The organism is Nostoc sp. DedQUE12b, from assembly GCF_034530835.1.
Lineage (GTDB): Bacteria > Cyanobacteriota > Cyanobacteriia > Cyanobacteriales > Nostocaceae > Nostoc.
In genome coordinates, this window is the sequence record NZ_JAVRCI010000030.1 from 1 (window position 1) to 16,797 (window position 16,797).

19 protein-coding genes and 1 pseudogene are annotated in these 16,797 nt (G+C 41.5%); 13 read left to right on the forward strand and 7 right to left on the reverse strand.

Annotation, left to right across the window (positions count from 1 at the left end; translation table 11 throughout):
* The first annotated feature begins 717 nt into the window (after nucleotides 1–717).
* The 9 genes and pseudogenes from cysE to RMY16_RS16335 all read left to right on the forward strand — a co-directional run.
* Nucleotides 718–1,458 (forward strand): serine O-acetyltransferase, encoded by a 741-nt coding sequence (cysE, locus tag RMY16_RS16295; RefSeq protein WP_322737286.1) that lies wholly within the window; start codon nucleotides 718–720, stop codon nucleotides 1,456–1,458.
* Nucleotides 1,459–1,573: 115 nt separating this feature from the next.
* Nucleotides 1,574–1,804, forward strand: coding sequence for an Asr1405/Asl0597 family protein (locus RMY16_RS16300; protein ID WP_322673844.1), 231 nt, complete (start codon nucleotides 1,574–1,576; stop codon nucleotides 1,802–1,804).
* Between the two features lie 302 nt (nucleotides 1,805–2,106).
* Entirely contained in the window at nucleotides 2,107–2,304 is a 198-nt protein-coding gene (locus RMY16_RS16305) for a DUF2949 domain-containing protein (protein ID WP_094349915.1), read from the forward strand.
* Nucleotides 2,305–2,674: 370 nt separating this feature from the next.
* Nucleotides 2,675–3,805, forward strand: coding sequence for a homocitrate synthase (gene nifV / locus RMY16_RS16310; RefSeq protein WP_322668142.1), 1,131 nt, complete (start codon nucleotides 2,675–2,677; stop codon nucleotides 3,803–3,805).
* Nucleotides 3,795–4,082, forward strand: a complete 288-nt coding sequence (locus RMY16_RS16315; protein WP_069070441.1) for a nitrogen fixation protein NifZ — start codon at nucleotides 3,795–3,797, stop codon at nucleotides 4,080–4,082. The genes nifV and RMY16_RS16315 overlap by 11 nt, the downstream gene beginning before the upstream one ends.
* Nucleotides 4,057–4,260, forward strand: coding sequence for a putative nitrogen fixation protein NifT (gene nifT / locus RMY16_RS16320; RefSeq protein ID WP_322737287.1), 204 nt, complete (start codon nucleotides 4,057–4,059; stop codon nucleotides 4,258–4,260). The genes RMY16_RS16315 and nifT overlap by 26 nt, the downstream gene beginning before the upstream one ends.
* A 158-nt stretch (nucleotides 4,261–4,418) precedes the next feature.
* Nucleotides 4,419–4,961 carry a (2Fe-2S) ferredoxin domain-containing protein gene (locus RMY16_RS16325; protein ID WP_322737288.1) on the forward strand — a complete coding sequence of 181 codons (543 nt, stop codon included), beginning with the start codon at nucleotides 4,419–4,421 and terminating at the stop codon, nucleotides 4,959–4,961.
* Nucleotides 4,962–5,214: 253 nt separating this feature from the next.
* Nucleotides 5,215–6,411, forward strand: a complete 1,197-nt coding sequence (locus RMY16_RS16330) for a PD-(D/E)XK nuclease family protein (protein WP_322737289.1) — start codon at nucleotides 5,215–5,217, stop codon at nucleotides 6,409–6,411.
* Between the two features lie 55 nt (nucleotides 6,412–6,466).
* Nucleotides 6,467–6,664 (forward strand): annotated as a pseudogene (locus RMY16_RS16335) (Uma2 family endonuclease); the annotation flags it as partial.
* Nucleotides 6,665–6,785: 121 nt separating this feature from the next.
* Here the strand turns inward: RMY16_RS16335 and RMY16_RS16340 are convergent.
* The 3 genes from RMY16_RS16340 to RMY16_RS16350 form a co-directional block, all read right to left on the reverse strand.
* Nucleotides 6,786–7,052: a protochlorophyllide oxidoreductase gene (locus tag RMY16_RS16340; protein ID WP_322668145.1), complete on the reverse strand. Its 267-nt coding sequence runs from the start codon at nucleotides 7,050–7,052 to the stop codon at nucleotides 6,786–6,788.
* The gene (locus RMY16_RS16345) at nucleotides 7,042–7,611 is read right to left on the reverse strand and encodes a hypothetical protein (RefSeq protein WP_322737291.1); all 570 of its coding nucleotides are present in this window, start codon (nucleotides 7,609–7,611) and stop codon (nucleotides 7,042–7,044) included. The genes RMY16_RS16340 and RMY16_RS16345 overlap by 11 nt, the downstream gene beginning before the upstream one ends.
* 99 nt (nucleotides 7,612–7,710) lie before the next feature.
* A complete protein-coding gene (locus RMY16_RS16350; RefSeq protein ID WP_322737292.1) occupies nucleotides 7,711–9,093 on the reverse strand; it encodes a 1-acyl-sn-glycerol-3-phosphate acyltransferase in 1,383 nt (460 codons plus the stop codon).
* A gap of 150 nt (nucleotides 9,094–9,243) precedes the next feature.
* Here RMY16_RS16350 and RMY16_RS16355 point away from each other — a divergent pair, with 150 nt between their 5' ends.
* Both RMY16_RS16355 and RMY16_RS16360 read left to right on the forward strand, forming a co-directional pair.
* A complete protein-coding gene (locus RMY16_RS16355; protein WP_322737293.1) occupies nucleotides 9,244–11,061 on the forward strand; it encodes a proline--tRNA ligase in 1,818 nt (605 codons plus the stop codon).
* A gap of 353 nt (nucleotides 11,062–11,414) precedes the next feature.
* Complete coding sequence (locus RMY16_RS16360) at nucleotides 11,415–12,026, forward strand: GerMN domain-containing protein (protein ID WP_322668149.1); 612 nt, start codon at nucleotides 11,415–11,417, stop codon at nucleotides 12,024–12,026.
* Nucleotides 12,027–12,083: 57 nt separating this feature from the next.
* Here RMY16_RS16360 and RMY16_RS16365 read toward each other — a convergent pair whose 3' ends face one another.
* The 3 genes from RMY16_RS16365 to efp form a co-directional block, all read right to left on the reverse strand.
* Nucleotides 12,084–12,431, reverse strand: a complete 348-nt coding sequence (locus tag RMY16_RS16365; protein ID WP_094349905.1) for an ArsR/SmtB family transcription factor — start codon at nucleotides 12,429–12,431, stop codon at nucleotides 12,084–12,086.
* A 62-nt stretch (nucleotides 12,432–12,493) separates the two neighbouring features.
* Nucleotides 12,494–13,051, reverse strand: a complete 558-nt coding sequence (accB, locus tag RMY16_RS16370) for an acetyl-CoA carboxylase biotin carboxyl carrier protein (RefSeq protein WP_322668150.1) — start codon at nucleotides 13,049–13,051, stop codon at nucleotides 12,494–12,496.
* 108 nt (nucleotides 13,052–13,159) lie between these two features.
* A complete protein-coding gene (gene efp, locus RMY16_RS16375; RefSeq protein ID WP_194042039.1) occupies nucleotides 13,160–13,717 on the reverse strand; it encodes an elongation factor P in 558 nt (185 codons plus the stop codon).
* A gap of 173 nt (nucleotides 13,718–13,890) precedes the next feature.
* Between efp and RMY16_RS16380 the strand changes: the two genes are divergently transcribed.
* Entirely contained in the window at nucleotides 13,891–14,997 is a 1,107-nt protein-coding gene (locus tag RMY16_RS16380; RefSeq protein ID WP_322737294.1) for a peptidylprolyl isomerase, read from the forward strand.
* A gap of 45 nt (nucleotides 14,998–15,042) precedes the next feature.
* Here the strand turns inward: RMY16_RS16380 and RMY16_RS16385 are convergent, their stop codons facing one another.
* Nucleotides 15,043–15,630: a Uma2 family endonuclease gene (locus RMY16_RS16385; protein WP_322737295.1), complete on the reverse strand. Its 588-nt coding sequence runs from the start codon at nucleotides 15,628–15,630 to the stop codon at nucleotides 15,043–15,045.
* 89 nt (nucleotides 15,631–15,719) lie between these two features.
* Between RMY16_RS16385 and thiL the strand changes: the two genes are divergently transcribed.
* Nucleotides 15,720–16,742: a thiamine-phosphate kinase gene (thiL, locus tag RMY16_RS16390; protein WP_322737296.1), complete on the forward strand. Its 1,023-nt coding sequence runs from the start codon at nucleotides 15,720–15,722 to the stop codon at nucleotides 16,740–16,742.
* Nucleotides 16,743–16,797: the final 55 nt, after the last annotated feature.

Consider the following 16,797-nt stretch of genomic DNA (forward strand, 5'->3'; position numbering starts at 1 on the left):
CGAGTATTTGAACCGGATGAATCCACCTTTGATCTCCGTTAACGAGTATTTGAACCGGATGAATCCACCTTTGATCTCCGTTAACGAGTATTTGAACTGGATGAATCCACCTCTACAAGTTTCGTGGTTAGAGTAGCATAGCTGTGCTGCTCTACAACGATGAGAACATTTACTTATTCTGCTGTTCTAAGATTTTGTGTTGGCTATTCCCACACATCTATATAATAAGAAAACAGTCGCGATGAGCGATAACTATATTTTGAAACGTATATGTGCATACAGACAGCAAATCCTAAAAGAAAATAAAGAAACCTGTTTTTCGCCTATCCAACTAATAAGATATTAATAGTAATAGGATATACAGAAAATAGATTTATAAGCTTACCAAATTCATATTTGAGTGCATCTGAGTACAGCTTAATATATTGCAAAATATCTTGATAAAATCTTAGCAAATGCTTACGGGTAAAGTTTCTTGTAGCATGAACATAAATTCTTAACCCCTGCCCCAAAAATACTAGTACCCCCATCATTAAATACTAGTGCCCCTACCCCAAGATAAATTTTAAGTTTATCTAGAGTCGGGGTTTTGGCGTTTGAGTACAACCTTAATCAATCCAATAAATCCAATCAGCATTGGGTTTTCTATCGAGTTGAAAGTCACCTGATATAAGCATAAAAATAGCAGATGACTCTTTTACCAGATAGACATTACCGATGCAACAGTCTTTAGACAGTATTAGCGATCCCCCAAGTACCAAAACGCAGGATTCTGCCCGTATATCCATGCTGAAAAATTTACTCTCTGGCGTTTTTTTTGAGCCATTATTGAGTGATTTTCGCATTATTTTTGAGCGCGATCCCGCAGCACGTAATTGGCTAGAAGTGGTGTTTTGCTACCCTGGATTGCACGCACTATGTTTGCATCGTCTTGCTCACTGGTTACATTGTCGAGGAGTCGGTTTTATCCCCCGTTTAATTTCTCATTTGGGGCGATTTTTGACAGGAATTGAAATTCACCCAGGTGCAGAGATTGGCGAGGGCGTGTTTATCGACCACGGAATGGGTGTAGTCATTGGCGAAACTGCGATCGTCGGCGACTATACACTGATTTATCAGGGCGTTACCCTTGGTGGAACTGGTAAAGAAACTGGTAAGCGTCATCCCACAGTCGGCAAAAATGCAGTGATTGGGGCGGGTGCGAAAGTTTTAGGTAATCTGCAAATTGGCGATCGCGTCCGTATTGGCGCAGGTTCCGTTGTCTTGCAGAATGTCCCCAGCGATCGCACAGTTGTGGGAATCCCCGGCCGAATCATTTCTCGGAACGAAAGCGCCAGCCTTTCTCCTTTAGAACATGGAAAGCTACCCGATGTGGAAGCAACCGTGATTCGTTCTTTGCTCTCGCGCATTGAAGAACTCGAAAAACAACTGCAAACTTTACAAGTCAAGAGTCATTAGTCATTAGTCATTGGTCATTGGTCATTAGTCATTAGTCATTAGCAAAGGACAAGCGACAAATGACAAAGAACAACCGACAAAGGACAAAGGACAACTGACAAAGGACAAATGACAAATGACAAATCACGTTTTGCAGATTCCTTTGAGCGATCGCTGGCGAATCTATTACCGTTTGCAAGAGTTAAAAATTAATTGCTCTTGTCCCCCTGATGGTTCTTTACGAGTGCAAGTGAACAATTTGCTCGAAGTAATTCTAATTCGTAGTACAGTTATGCAACTTCTCGCTTCTCGTCACGAATTATTAGAATGGCTAGAGCGTTGCTGGCATTACAGTGATGAGTCATGATTCTTTCAAAAAGACCTAATTTAGGCACGATTAATCTTGAATTCATGACGCAAGTACTGGACTTCATCCTTTTTGTTCATAGATGCACAAAGCTCAAATAGGTTTAGAGTTTGAAGCTACTGTCCGCTAGCAGAATTTGTTGCAGACTGAGATGGATTAGATGGGGTTTAGATTTCGTTGGGTCTACTTAATCTGAAACTTCCCTGACATATAGCAACAATTAAAAAGGCGAAATTCCCAAATATAAATTGGAGTTTCTGATTTTTAATCTTTTCCCAAATTAAGACATTGAAAGTTCAATTATGGCGACTCGGAACAGAGATATAAAACTACTCAATTTTTTGCACAATGAACTTGAACTTTCAAATGCCGATATTGCTGTAGCTCTGCGACACCGTGAATTAGAAAATGGCCCGTTACCGATGCTCCTTTGGCAGTATGGTTTCGTTGACTTGGAGCAGCTAGGAAAAATTTTTGATTGGCTAGCAGACCAAAGTTAGCGAATTTGCACCTCTTAGTGTTGAGTACCATTACCTGCCTAAATTACACCAAAATGCACTAGAAAAGTGAGGTTACGAAGATGATTACATCCTTAATTGCTGGCTTCTGTGTATTACTTTGTTCGGGATTTGCTAATAGTTATATTAGTTCATTGCTACTCGAAGACATTTCAACTGACATCGGTAAAAACGATTAGTAATTTATACATTGTTTTAGTTCCCTGCCATACAGATGTGATGCTAATAATGGGGCAATAATTAAGGATCATGTATCCTACATTATGAATTGTGATATTTTTAGCATTTACCATCACGAGGGATTGTAGAGGGAAAGGATATTAAGAATACTTCCAAGAGAGGGATATTTGCAATGAATCAAATCATAATTAATGACACTACATTACGTGATGGGGAACAAGCAGCAGGTGTTGCCTTTACTCTACAAGAAAAAGTAGCGATCGCGAAGTTTCTCGATGCTATTGGTATACCGGAATTAGAAGTGGGTATACCGGCAATGGGTGACGAAGAAACGCGTGCGATCGCCGCAATTTCTAACTTGGGTTTACAAGCAAAACTCTTAGGCTGGAACCGGGCTGTCATCTCAGATATCAAGGCTTCCATTGCTTGTGGTTTGAATCGGGTGCATATTGCTATTCCCGTCTCTGGTATCCAAATTGCCACTAAATTTCATGGTCAGTGGCGAGTAAGTTTGCAAAAACTCAAAGACTCAATCCACTTCGCCCTTGATCAAGGTCTTTGGGTAGCAGTCGGTGGAGAAGATTCTTCTAGGGCTGATGAAAACTTCCTTTTAGATGTAGCACTTTATGCCCAAGAATGGGGTGCATCCCGCTTCCGCTTCTGCGACACTGTAGGAGTTCTCGACCCCTTTACCACCTACACCAAAGTCCAAAGGCTGGTTTCAGCGTTGACGATTCCCCTAGAAATCCACACGCATAACGATTTTGGTCTGGCAACTGCCAACGCTCTTGCGGGTATCAAAGCCGGAGCCTCATCAGTAAATACCACAGTCAACGGATTAGGTGAACGGGCAGGAAATGCAGCTTTAGAAGAAGTTGTCATGGCGATTAAACGCATCTACGGCGTTAATTTGGGCATTGACACACCCAGTTTGCTGGAACTGTCTCAACTAGTTGCAGCCGCATCAGGAGCTAGCGTACCACCTTGGAAAGCGATCGTTGGCGAAAATACCTTTGCTCACGAATCTGGCATCCATGCTCACGGGGTATTGCAAAATCCCATCACCTATGAACCATTTGCACCCGAAGAGGTGGGTTGGGAACGGCGTTTAGTAGTAGGTAAACATTCTGGACGGCATTTAGTTGCTAACTTGCTAGAACAGCATGGAATTTTCTTAAACCCCCAAGAAACCCAATCTGTTTTAGACGCAGTGCGCCATCAATCGGTACAGAAAAAACGCAGTTTGACGACAGAAGAATTGTTGAATTTGGTCAGAGAACAGAGGTACTCTCATGCAACGTGATGAATTAGAACTGAACTTGCCACCCGCTTTTGAAATTGGTGAAAAAGTCAGAGTTCGGAAACTGCTAAAAAACGATGGTACCTTTCCCGGTAAGGAAGTCGGCCAAGTTTTAGTCAACAAAGGAGATATCGGTTACATAGCGAGTATAGGCACATATTTGCAGACTTCCTATATATATGCTGTGCATTTCTTAGAAACAGGGTTTGTCGTCGGCTGCAAGAAAAAAGAACTAGAATCGGTTGAGGAATCTCATGAAAGTAATGCTACGGATGAATGATGCCGGCACTTTAGTAGTTTACGTTGCGAAAAAAGACCTGGAAGAAGAAGTCGTCAAACAAACCGATGGAAGTGATGGCAAGATTCTCACCCTAGCAAATGGTTGGGAATTAGAATTTCGTGAATTGCCAGACACAGCAAATTTACCTCAAACAGTAGAAGCTAAACGCCTAGCTTAAAAACAGTTAGGAGTTAAGAGTTATGAGTTGGAAGTTAAGAGTTATCAGTTAAGAGTTATGAATTATTAACTCTTAGCTCCTCATTTTTAACTCCTCACTCCTAACTCCTCACTCCTAACTCCTCGCTTTAACTCCCCACTCCTAAATTTTTATCAATCATGGGTAACAAGTATTTGACGTTATCAGAATTGAATCTTGAGGGACAGTTACTAGGTTTTGTTGGTGGTGAACCAGGAAAATATAAATACTTGCAATTGGCAGTTCCATCTGGAAATGTAGATGTTAAACTGCCTAAAGAGTTACGCCGTTTACTAAGTTCATCCTTAGTTCCTGGTCAGCAAATTCGCATTTGTGGTCATAGTAAAATAGACTCGCGCACAAGTAAAATTAAAATTAAAGCCTATAAGGTGACACCAATCAGTACTTGTCCAAAACAAGATTTACCACCTCAAACCAAAGCGAGGATTATGGTATGTCAAAAGGGCGGTTGCCTGAAACGTGGCGGTAAAGGGTTATTATCAGAATTAGAAAAAACTTTGTGCGATCGCGGTTTATTAGACAAAGTTACTATTGAACATACAAGTTGCCAAAAATGCTGTGGTAGCGCTCCCAACTGTGTTTTACAGCTTGGTAAAAAGAAATACAAGAATATTCATCCTGACGCGATCGCATCTTTGCTAGAAAGTCACTTAACAGAGTAATAATCTTCTCTAGCTATTCTTCAAATAATACGCAAGTTTGTAGGGGTAAAATATTTACCCCTATTTGTTGTAAGTATCGTCTATATAGCACCCTTGTCAAACTGCGAGCGGCTAAGTTATAACTGCTGCACTGCTAGTAGTACCCAATACAAACAGAACTTATAAAAATTTTCAGTAGTCATGTTCCATCAGGACTACAAGCTTAATTATTGTGTGTAACTTTTTTGGAATTACCTTAAATATTTAAAAATAAATGTCTTTGTTCACGAATTTACTCAATCTGCATTCAGGAAACAAACCGCGTGAAGATTTTTTTACTGAGATTGTTGCTTATTTTTTCTCCTTGAATAAAGATATTTTAATTGATTGGCTAAAACATCACTCAATCATTAGTGATGATAATTATTCCAGCGTCAAGATTTCAACTCAACAAGAACATCAAGCTCTGGCGAGCCATACTGAGGATAGTAGACTTGATATTGTGGTTGAACTTTCAACTGGTTTAAATACAGATGTAATATTTATTGAATCAAAAATTGGTGCAAAGGATGGAAATAATGCTTTAAAAAAATATGCTGATATCTTGAGTAATTTATCAAATATCAGACATCGAATTTTAATTTACATCACCCGTGATTATGACCCAAAAGAAGAAAGCAAACAATATGATTGTGATCCAAAACCAGCAATCAAAGAGTATTGCCTTGAGTTATCACCCAAGATTAATTTTTTCCAACTGAGGTGGTATCAGTTTTATAGCTTCTTAAAAGAACACGCGTCTGATATCTTAGCTCAAGAAATATTAATTTTTATGAGGAATAACAGAATGTCTCACACTAATCAATTTTCATCAGTTGACTTATTGACAATGGTGAATTATAACAAAACTCTCCTTCTTATGGAGTCAACTCTCAGTGAAGAAGTACAGCAAGAATTCAAGCTAGCTTTTGGAGGTGTTATCAAAGGTGCAGCAAGTAGGACTCAATGGAAATGGGACGAAAGATATATTATTTACACCCACTTTTCTCCCTCAACATGGGACTTATGGTGTGGTCTTGGATACTTTGGTTTAAATCCAAGTAATTTAACTGATTATCCATATTTAGGTATATTTTTGCAGGTTTCTCCTAAGTTTGGACAACGCCCAAAAATTATTGAATCTATGCAAAAAATAATTAACGATAAACCCAATCTATGGACTCCTAGTAATTTAAAAGTTTTGCCAGCATGGTCAGGTATATTTTATCGAAAAAGCTTAAAAGATTTTTTATCTGAAGAAAATCACGTATCTGCTATTAAATTATTTTTCCAAGAGTCAATAAAGGAATTAAAAACGGTTCAGGAACAATATTTTGATTTTCCTTGGAAGGGTGTAAGTATAGAAACAGTTACAGAAACTGATAAAGAAGAAGACCTAGACACCTCACCATCTTCCATCGCAGAAGTTTAATCAGTTACAGACAGCTATATTAAGATAAAAATAACTCTGCATTCTCGTATTTGTTATGACCCTTACCACTGCTAAACGCTTTACTATAGCTGAATATCACCGTCTAGCTGAACTCGGCTTCTTTGGGGAGAATGACCGAGTTGAGCTAATTAAGGGTGAAATAATCCAGATGGCAGCAAAAGGTACACCGCACTCTGTTTGTGAAACACGCCTAGAGCGAGAATTATATAAGTTAGTAGGCGATCGCGCAAGTTAATTTATATGCCAAATGAATCAGTTAATCTGCCATGTTTCCCTGATTTAGTTATGAATTTATCCAAGGTATTTTCAGGTTGACGTACCAAGGTCGATTAAACTAAATCCTCTTTCATAAACTAAACCAAGGCACAGTAAAGTTTCCAGAAAGAAGAGTGAGAAATTCTCAGAACATTTTGTAAAAATATTTGTTCACGAACCGATAATATAATCTCTACTTTTGCATTAGTTACCTGAGCAAACTCTATGTTTGTCGTTTCTTCGACTTCAGGGAGTAAATGTGCAACACCAAATAGTTTTCCCAAAGGAGATGTTTTTAGAAAAGCTTGCCGTTGGGCGTGAGTCATCATCTCACTTGAGCCTACTCTTATTTCATCACTGCTCATATAGCTTTGCTTCTCCCCATTGACTTTCGTGTAGCTGACAGAATTTTGCTGCTGCTGTTCGTGAAAATCTGAAGCCATATAACTCTTCTCTAGGAGTGCTACGTGCGAAGCCAAGATATTCCATCTGCACTTTATCTCTATAGTATGACACAGCTGTATCTAGAGCTTCCAGAATAACTAGCGGCTCGTCTGCTTGTGTTTGACAAAATTCCAGACCTACCTTGGTTGCATACCAGATTAACCATTTGCCGATTGGTTCAATTAACCGTTCAGCTACATCTCCTCGACTTGTAGGATGGGCTTCTATATGTTCTATTTCTATAAAACGGGGATATCCAGGATAGGGATAAAGACCATATTGCACTAATCCCCAAACTTTGCCCTTATAAACGAGTTTGACTATGTTTTGGCATTCAAAACTAGTATTTTTCCAGAAGTTTAACCAGCTACAGAACCAATCGTTTGGCATATCGTTTTCTCTAGCTGGGGAAAGAAAAGCTATTTCTTCAACCGTCGATTGAATTCGGACTTTTACCTGATAGGAACCAATGATAGTCAATTAAGTTTTACAACCTTTTAGTAGGAATCTTGCATATTCAAAGATTCTAAAGCACCTACTAAATAATATAAAACAATGAGCATATAAGTTTCATATTTTTCAAATCAATCCTTCCAAAGCGTGTTGCAAATCATTGGTCACCTCAGCAACAGCTTGTTTAGCACCCAAACGATTTTCCTTATACGCCGGGTAACGCTCAGAAATAGATATAGGTTCACCCACAGTAATTTTAACTTTTTGCTTACCCAATTGTGGACGCTGTCCACTTTTATCGCCTTTGATTTTAGCAATCATTTGCCATAAAATTAAAGTCGTCTCAGCAAACCTTTCTACCGTTGGATTTTCCCGAATATAATTACCAGAAACTGCGACAAAACTTTCTACTAACCGCATGTGCCACATCCGTGCATTCGCTTCTTCGGCAACGCGATCGCCTAAAGCTCTTTCAACAGCAGATACTCCTTTTACGTCCTTAAATTCTTCTCTAAATATATAATTCCAACCTGCTTGCTCTACTCGCCGACAACGGTCACTCAAACTACCTTTTGACTGCAAATTAAAATACTGTTCTGAGATTAACAGCGCTGCATTCAATAAAGCTTGCAAACGAAATGATAATGCTTCATTTCTATCAGCAATTTGCCCAGCAACAATCTTGGGATCTGGCAGTTTCTGATGATAAAACCGGGTGTAAAATTCTTCCATGAGCAAAAGTAAATGTTCTGCCAAAGTCAACAATCGAGGATAAAGCGACTCTATAGAAGCATTTTCTGGTGCATTTACAGGTAAACCACTAGCCGCTTCCAATTCACTTAAAAGATTAGCGATCGCATCCCAAGGAGCATCAACGTAACTATATTTAATCCCAACTGGTACAATTAGAACCTGTTGGTCGCGTCCAGCTTTGTGCAAATCTTCAGCACACCAAAAGCCTAATTGGGCAATACCAGGTTCTAGGGGGCTAATATTCTCTGATAAACCATTGGTTGCACCTTCTGGCGCAGCCGCCATCGGAAATTTCCCATTGGCGAACAAGTCACGCGCCGAACGTAACCCCGTCCAGTCAGCCTTACCTCGCTGAATCGGAGTACCACCTAAATGAGAAGCAATCCAGCCGACGTAGGAACCTGCCCATAGAGGAATGCCGCGATCGTAGATAAAATGAGCGTGAATGGGATGTTGTAGTGTTGTACCTTGCGATCGTGCTACCTTTGGCACGAGTTGAGACAGCAAGTAGGTCAAACAAAATGGATCGTCTGTTTTAGGATGGCGAAATGCCAGCATAAAACGGATCTTACCCTCCTGAAACTGGCGATAAAGATCCACCAGCACCTCTACGTTATCTGCTTCAATTTGGGTAATAGGTGTTTGCCAGTTTATCCAACTGGGTAGCAACAGATGGACAACTCGTAGAAATAAGGGGTTAAACGCCGGAGGAATAAATTCTAAGGGTGGCTGTGCTTGATAAATTACATCTGCCAAGGTAGTTTTCTCCTAAAGTTGCGATCAAAAAAGGCGGAAGGCTATAAGTAAAAATGAAAAATAAATAAGGCTGTATACTTTGTACTTCATCCTTAATACTTCATACTTTAGTTGACATAGAAATTAGCGATCAAAGAAAGGCTATAAACGATGCGACTGTCACAAATGTTATTCGTTACACTCCGGGACGATCCAGCTGATGCTGAGATTCCTAGCCATAAATTATTACTCCGTGCAGGCTACATTCGTCGCATCGGTAGTGGTCTTTATGCTTATTTGCCTTTAATGTGGCGGGTATTGCAAAAAGTTTCCCAGATTGTGCGGGAAGAAATGAACGCTACAGGCGCACAAGAATGTCTCCTACCACAATTACAACCATCTGATTTATGGAAAGAATCGGGACGCTGGGACACTTACACGAAAGCTGAGGGGATCATGTTTTCCCTAATTGACCGCCGCGAGCAACAATTAGGATTAGGCCCAACTCACGAAGAAGTAATCACAGCGATCGCTCGTGATATGATTCGCTCTTATCGCCAGCTACCACTAAATCTCTACCAAATTCAAACCAAATTCCGCGATGAAATTCGTCCCCGCTTTGGTTTAATGCGCGGACGAGAGTTTATCATGAAGGACGCCTATTCCTTCCATACCGATGAAGCTAGTCTTAAAGAAACTTACCAGGATATGTATAAAGCCTACAGCAATATCCTGCGGCGTTCTGGTTTAGCTTTTCGGGCAGTGGAAGCTGATTCTGGTGCAATTGGTGGTTCTGGTTCCACAGAATTTATGATTTTGGCGGAAGCTGGCGAAGACGAAGTTCTCTACACTGAGGATGGTAAATACGCCGCTAACGTAGAAAAGGCTGTTTCTTTACCAATTGACGCCGAAACCTCACGGTTTACAACCTATGAGAAACGCGATACACCTGGAACAGAGACGATTGAAAAGGTGTGTCAACTCCTCAACTGTTCTCCTACTCAATTGGTGAAAAATGTCCTTTATCAGACAGTTTATGATAATGGCGCAACAGTGTTAGTTCTGGTAAGCATTCGAGGCGATCAGGAAGTTAATGAAGTCAAATTGCAAAATGAACTGACCAAATTAGCTTCTGAATATGGCGCTAAAACTATTATTAGTTTGAATGTACCAAATGTAGAAGCCCAGCAAGCATGGACAACTAAATCTCTGCCTTTAGGCTACATTGCGCCAGATATCGCAGATGAGTATATTACTGCTAATAAACAGATCCATCCCAAGTTTTTGCGCTTGGTGGATCAAACAGCAGTTGATTTAAAAAACTTTGTTACAGGCGCAAATGAAACTGGCTATCACGTAGTTGGTGCTAATTGGAGTGAGCAATTTAAGTTACCAGAGCGAATAGTAGATATTCGTAAGTCAAGACCAGGCGATCGCGCCATCCATAACCCAGAACAAATCCTACAAAGCGCCCGTGGAATTGAAGCAGGTCACATCTTCCAATTAGGCACTAAATATTCCCAAGCGATGGGAGCAACTTATACCAATGAACAGGGTGAAGAAAAGCCGCTATTGATGGGTTGTTTTGGTGTAGGTGTATCGCGGTTAGCACAAGCTGCCGTAGAGCAATCTTACGATAAAGATGGGATTATTTGGCCAGTTGCGATCGCACCTTATCACGCGATTGTGACGATTCCTAACATTAAGGATGCTCAACAAATCGAAATCGCCCAAAAACTTTACACAGAACTCAATTCCAGGGGAATTGAAACTTTACTAGATGACCGTGATGAACGGGCGGGAGTGAAATTTAAAGATGCTGACTTGATTGGCATACCTTATAGAATTGTAACCGGACGCGCGATCGCTAATGGCAAAGTTGAAGTTGTAGAAAGAGCCACGCGTAACTCTCAAGAAATTGCCATTGATGAAGTAACAACAACACTCAAACAGTGGATTACGGAAGCAATAGAGGGGAGAGGGAAGTAGGGAGTAGAAAATTTTTCATCCAACCTAACTTTTCACCTCATCTAGAAAGTTCCACGAAAAACCTAACGCCCTTCCCAAAATGGTAAGGTGGAAAATTCAAAGTCTCTCTCCTTCTAGGAGAGAGATTCCAGATCCTGCAAAAAATTAGATTCTCCACTCCCCAAAATTTACATAATTTGGTAGGTGACGGATTAGAAGTAAAAATTCTAAAATTGAATGAGGGGCTTGCAAAATTAAAAGGCATTAAAGTCTCTTCCAGATTGTGAGAAACTCTTCAGTTACAAGTATCGTCGTTAACCAGGCTGCTCCTCACATAACTACCATATCAGCCCTCAGTTAGGAAGGTTTTGAACATGAAAGACCAACAAGGATCTAATCGTATTTCTTCAGGCGTAATTGCAGCGGTGTCAGCAGCAGTTGTAGCGGTGGGTGGCGGTGTAGCTTGGTTTACCACACAATCCGGCAATACTCCCACACCATCAAACCCTTCTGGCCGCATTGAACAGCCAGCACAGCCATCAACTAGGCAGCCAGCTAATGAGCAAACCCCCAACGTTTATTGGCTAAGATCAAACAACAAAAATGTTACTTTGGTTCCCCAGCCTGTTAGAGTCGCTTCTATTCGACCCAACCAGCCTTTAGAAGCAGCTTTCCAGAGTTTGTTAGCAGGCCCAACAGAAGGCACAGATTCTACAACCATCCCCAAAGGAACCAAACTGTTGGGGCTGAAGGCGGAAAATGATGAAGTTCACGTTAATTTATCTGAAGATTTTACCAGCGGTGGTGGTAGCACTTCAATGATGGGTCGCGTGGGACAAGTTGTTTACACTGCCACAACTTTAAATCCCAAAGCCAAAGTATACATTGACGTGAATGGCAAACCGTTGGATGTTTTAGGCGGTGAGGGTGTAGAGTTACAACAACCGCTAACTCGTGAACAGTTTCAGAAAAATTATCCACTTTAGTCATTAGTCATTGGTTTTTCACAAATGACAAATGACAACTGACAACTGACAAAAAACCTAACGTTTGCTATTTAACACACGAAAATTACGGGCTTGCTGCTCCAACCTTGTGGCGAGGCGATCGCAAACCCGATTACACAACTCAAAAATCATTTGATCTTCCACCCGGTAATAGGCGCAAGTTCCTTCACTGCGGCGGCTAAGGATACCTGCTTGCCACATTACCTTCAGGTGTTTTGACACATTTGCCTGAGAAGTCTGTGTTGCCTCTACCAACTCTTGCACGCATTTTTCTTCATCCCGTAATAAGTGTAGCAGCCGTAGGCGCATTGGCTCACTTAATAGGCTGAAGTATTCAGCTACTTGTTGCACCACTTCAGGTGGTAAAGGCAACGTTTGTTTCATCAGGGTTGACCCGCAAGGACTGAAAGTTTTAACAATGACTCACATCATACATACATTAATACTTAATCAGGGTTAATTCGCATCAAAGGTTGACCATATTCTACAGCGTCGCCATTTTGGAGGAGAATTTCCATCACCTGTCCAGAGACTTCGGCTTCGATTTCATTCATCAGCTTCATGGCTTCAATGATACAGACTGTTTGACCCTTGCGGACGCGATCGCCCACTTCCACAAATGCCGCTTCCCCAGGCGCAGGAGCGCGATAAAACGTTCCTACCATTGGGGAAGGCACTTCTACTAATCTCTGGTCAATGGTTGAGGGAGGATTTACTGATAACTGCATTTGTGTGCTAGTTCCAGTATTCTCAAATACACGAGATGTGGACACCTCCGTTACCTGACTTCCGCTCATCTGGTTTACTCCAGATGAACTTGATGTCAAGCCTGAACCTACCACACCGCCTAAAGTCCCTTGACCTACCGACAACATTTGATTGCTAATGCTCACAGCCTTACGGACTGTTAGCTCAAAATCATCGCTTTTGAGTATGACTTCTGCAATATCTGTTTGTGCGATAGTTGCCAGTAATTGGCGGATTTCATTAAAGTCCAATGGCACAGTTTTTATTACCTCGACCTATCCGTAAATTAGCATTTTAAGTGTGGCAGGGAATTAATCCCTATGTAGGGATTTAAATCGGGACTTGCATCTCCGTAGAGATGAAAGTTATTCCCTGCTGATATATTTATCTTCTTGGGTATCAACTTTGATGCGTTCTCCTTGAGAAATAAACAAAGGAACCATCACAACTGCACCAGTTTCTAGAGTTGCTGGTTTTGAGCCACCTGTGGCAGTGTCACCTTTTAAACCTGGATCTGTTTGGACAATTTCCAGAACCACAGACTTAGGCAATTCTACTCCCAGTACCTGTTCGCCCCACTTAATAACTTCAGCTTCCATACCTTCCTTCAGGTACTTGACGCGATCGCCAATTTGTTCGCGAGTTAATCTGCCTTCTTCGTAGGTTTCCATATCCATAAAGACAAACTCATCGCCTTCTTTATAGGTATGTTGCATCGTGCTTTTTTCTAGAGTGGCTTGCGGCACTGTTTCCCCTGCACGGAACGTTTTTTCCATAACGCTCCCACTCTGGACATTTTTTAGCTTAGTTCGTACAAAGGCAGAACCTTTACCTGGCTTGACGTGTAGGAATTCAAGCACTCGCCATACAGACCCATCTAATACAATTGAAACACCGGGTCGAAAGTCGTTACTGGAGATCATGAAACTTTCAAATTTTGGAAGACAATCGGCATTTATTGTACCCTTCTAGGGTCGTCATTGGGCATTTGTCATTAGTTAGTTGTCATTTGTCATTTATCCTCCGCCCTTAACGTGGGAAGATTATTGATGGGTTACGTCCAGTCAACAATTTAATGCTGCATTTGAGTTATCCCATGCTTAACTTATTAAAATCCTGGCTGAAGAACAGCCTAATGGCAATACTGCTGATAACAATATTTTTAGGCATAACTACAGCTGGGTGGACTCCCTCCAGTAGCGCCGCACTGCCAGCCGGCAATGCAATTACCGACGGAAAGGCTTTGTTGCGGTATGCACTCCCGATAGATAACAAACCTGTGCGGCAATTACAAGGCAGTTTAGAGGACATCTCTGCCCAACTGCGGGCGAATCGGCGTTGGGGTGCTATTTCCAAAGACATTAGCCAAGCATCCCGCATTCTCGATAAACCTTCCCAAATCTTAACAAGCGTTCCCGCAGAACGCCAACCCCAAGCCGAAGCTTGGATTACCGAGTTGAAATCTGGGGTGGGTAAATTGCAAGAATTGGCGAACAGCAAAGATAAAGAACAAATACTGGAAGAGAGAGGTAAACTACTAAATCTCGTTACTCAGCTAGAAGAGTCAATGGTGAAACAATTCCCCTTTGAAGTGCCTGCCCAGTACAATAATCTGCCGCAACTTAAAGGTCGTGCCACTGTAGAAATTAAAACCAACAAAGGCGATTTGGCCCTTGTCGTAGACGGTTACAGCGCTCCTGTGACTGCTGGTAATTTTGTAGATTTGGTACAGAGGGGTTTTTATAATGGCTTAGAATTTACCCGTTCTGAAGAATCTTACTTTCTCCAAACTGGAGATCCTGCTGGGAAAGATGTGGGTTTCATTGACCCCAAAACGGGCAAATATCGCGCTATTCCCTTAGAAATTTTAGTTCAAGGAGATAAAGCACCTACTTATGGCATTACTCTAGAAGAAGCTGGACGTTACGTTGATATGCCAGTCCTACCTTTTTCTGCCTTTGGTGCAGTAGTGATGGCTCGTCCCGAAAGTGAAGTAAATGGTGGTTCATCACAATTTTTCTTCTTTTTGTTTGAACCAGAACTCACCCCCGCTGGACGCAATCTATTGGATGGTCGCTATGCCGTTTTTGGCTATCTCACCGAAGGTAAAGAAGTTTTGGATAAACTGAAGGCTGGTGACAAAATTGAGTCGGCAACCGTGGTTCAAGGAATAGAAAATTTGGTTCAGCCGCAAGCTGCATAAGAAGACACAAGGGGCAAGAGAAGAATAATTCTTGTACAGACGCGATTAATCGCGTCTCTCCTGATTCAGATTTCCGGCGGTGAATATCCGATCAACTGCGATCGCTAATTCTGGAAAAGTCCGTGATACAATTTGTTGGTTGGCAGTAAAAACTGTTTCTTCGTAAAATCCATCTTCCAGTAATAACACCGAAACTTTTGCTTTCAGTGGGTCTACAATCCAATATTCAGGAACCTCTAAGGCCGCATATTCAGATCGCTTATGGCGATAGTCCCGTTTCACCGACTCTGGACTAACCACCTCGACAATTAGTAACGGTGGTGACTCAAATACTGCTGAAGCATTCAACAATTCTCTAGCTTGCTCCAGTGTCACTACACACAAATCAGTCAACCTAGATTTATTTCTACCCGTTCTCACCCCACTTTCCCGAAAACACAGCCAAGTAGAGTTACAACGTTTGATTTCTGCTTTCAAGGCAGTATCCAAAAAATCGACAATCAGAAAATGTTCAATAGTAGGTGGGTTCATTAGCTCTAGCTTGCCATCCACCAGTTCATAATGGAAACCGTTGCCATCATCATAGGTTAAGTACTCCTCAAACGTAATGCTGGTTACTGGTGTTGTTACCATTCCAACTGACTCCTAGACGATACCTTTATCTTAAACAGTAAAGTAAATCATCAGTTTTCTTCGTAATTTTGCAACACGGAAAACCGATTGTGAACAGTGAGTTATCTTCTCAACAAGTAAAAGACATTGGTGAACAAGGTCTTTTAGAAAGATTACAGCGTTTCTGTCCTCCAGAAATTATCGGCGATGATGCAGCAGTACTTGAGACTGCACCAGAGAAATCTTTGGTAGTGACTACAGATGTACTGGTTGATGGCGTGCATTTTAGCAACCTCACCACTTCTCCAGAAGATGCTGGTTGGCGAGCTGCTGCTGCAAATTTATCAGATTTAGCAGCAATGGGTGCTTCTCCATTGGGAATCACTATTGGGTTGGGACTACCCGGTGAACTTAGGGTGAGTTGGGTAGAACGCTTGTACCAGGGAATGACAGAATGCCTGCAAAAATACAATACCCCAATTGTTGGGGGTGATGTGGTGCGATCGCCTGTTACTACTCTGGCAATCACCGCTTTTGGTCAAGTTAACCCTAGTCAAATTATTCGCCGTTCTGCTGCTGTCGTGGGGGATGCGATCGTCGTTACAGGCGTTCATGGAGCCTCCCACGCTGGCTTAGAACTCCTCTTACATCCCGAATTAGGACAAAACCTCAAAGATGCAGAACGCACGGCTCTAATCCGCGCACATCAACGTCCACAACCACGATTAGATGTCTTACCAATCCTCTGGAAAATCTTAACTCCTAACTCCCAACTCTCCATTGCTGGTATGGATAGCAGCGATGGTTTGGCAGATGCGATTATCCAAATTTGCCGCGCGAGTGGCGTTGGCGCTGTTTTAGAACACAGACAAATTCCCCTAGCAAAAACTTTTAACCATTGGCTGACACCAGACCAAGCGCTAAGATATGCTCTATATGGTGGCGAAGACTTTGAATTAGTACTGTGCTTACCACAAGAATTAGCATCAGCCTTAGTGCAACATCTTGGAGAAGGTGCTGCGATCGCAGGCAGAATTACAGCCGGATCGACAGTAATATTGCACGACGAACAAAAAAAATTCCCTGACCAAGTTCTGAATCTTAGCCAGGGATTTCAACATTTTACTCAATAATCCTTTGTCATTTGTCCTTTGTCTTTTGTCATTTGTGAAAAACCAATGACCAATG

What these genes read in the sequence shown, in the direction of transcription:
- cysE (WP_322737286.1), top strand. Translation starts at nt 718, where the DNA reads ATGCAACAGTCTTTAGACAGTATTAGCGATCCCCCAAGTACCAAAACG.
- RMY16_RS16300 (WP_322673844.1), top strand. Translation starts at nt 1,574, where the DNA reads ATGACAAATCACGTTTTGCAGATTCCTTTGAGCGATCGCTGGCGAATC.
- RMY16_RS16305 (WP_094349915.1), top strand. Translation starts at nt 2,107, where the DNA reads ATGGCGACTCGGAACAGAGATATAAAACTACTCAATTTTTTGCACAAT.
- nifV (WP_322668142.1), top strand. Translation starts at nt 2,675, where the DNA reads ATGAATCAAATCATAATTAATGACACTACATTACGTGATGGGGAACAA.
- RMY16_RS16315 (WP_069070441.1), top strand. Translation starts at nt 3,795, where the DNA reads ATGCAACGTGATGAATTAGAACTGAACTTGCCACCCGCTTTTGAAATT.
- nifT (WP_322737287.1), top strand. Translation starts at nt 4,057, where the DNA reads ATGAAAGTAATGCTACGGATGAATGATGCCGGCACTTTAGTAGTTTAC.
- RMY16_RS16325 (WP_322737288.1), top strand. Translation starts at nt 4,419, where the DNA reads ATGGGTAACAAGTATTTGACGTTATCAGAATTGAATCTTGAGGGACAG.
- RMY16_RS16330 (WP_322737289.1), top strand. Translation starts at nt 5,215, where the DNA reads ATGTCTTTGTTCACGAATTTACTCAATCTGCATTCAGGAAACAAACCG.
- RMY16_RS16340 (WP_322668145.1), bottom strand. Translation starts at nt 7,052, where the DNA reads ATGAGCAGTGATGAAATAAGAGTAGGCTCAAGTGAGATGATGACTCAC.
- RMY16_RS16355 (WP_322737293.1), top strand. Translation starts at nt 9,244, where the DNA reads ATGCGACTGTCACAAATGTTATTCGTTACACTCCGGGACGATCCAGCT.
- RMY16_RS16360 (WP_322668149.1), top strand. Translation starts at nt 11,415, where the DNA reads ATGAAAGACCAACAAGGATCTAATCGTATTTCTTCAGGCGTAATTGCA.
- RMY16_RS16365 (WP_094349905.1), bottom strand. Translation starts at nt 12,431, where the DNA reads ATGAAACAAACGTTGCCTTTACCACCTGAAGTGGTGCAACAAGTAGCT.
- efp (WP_194042039.1), bottom strand. Translation starts at nt 13,717, where the DNA reads ATGATCTCCAGTAACGACTTTCGACCCGGTGTTTCAATTGTATTAGAT.
- RMY16_RS16380 (WP_322737294.1), top strand. Translation starts at nt 13,891, where the DNA reads ATGCTTAACTTATTAAAATCCTGGCTGAAGAACAGCCTAATGGCAATA.
- RMY16_RS16385 (WP_322737295.1), bottom strand. Translation starts at nt 15,630, where the DNA reads ATGGTAACAACACCAGTAACCAGCATTACGTTTGAGGAGTACTTAACC.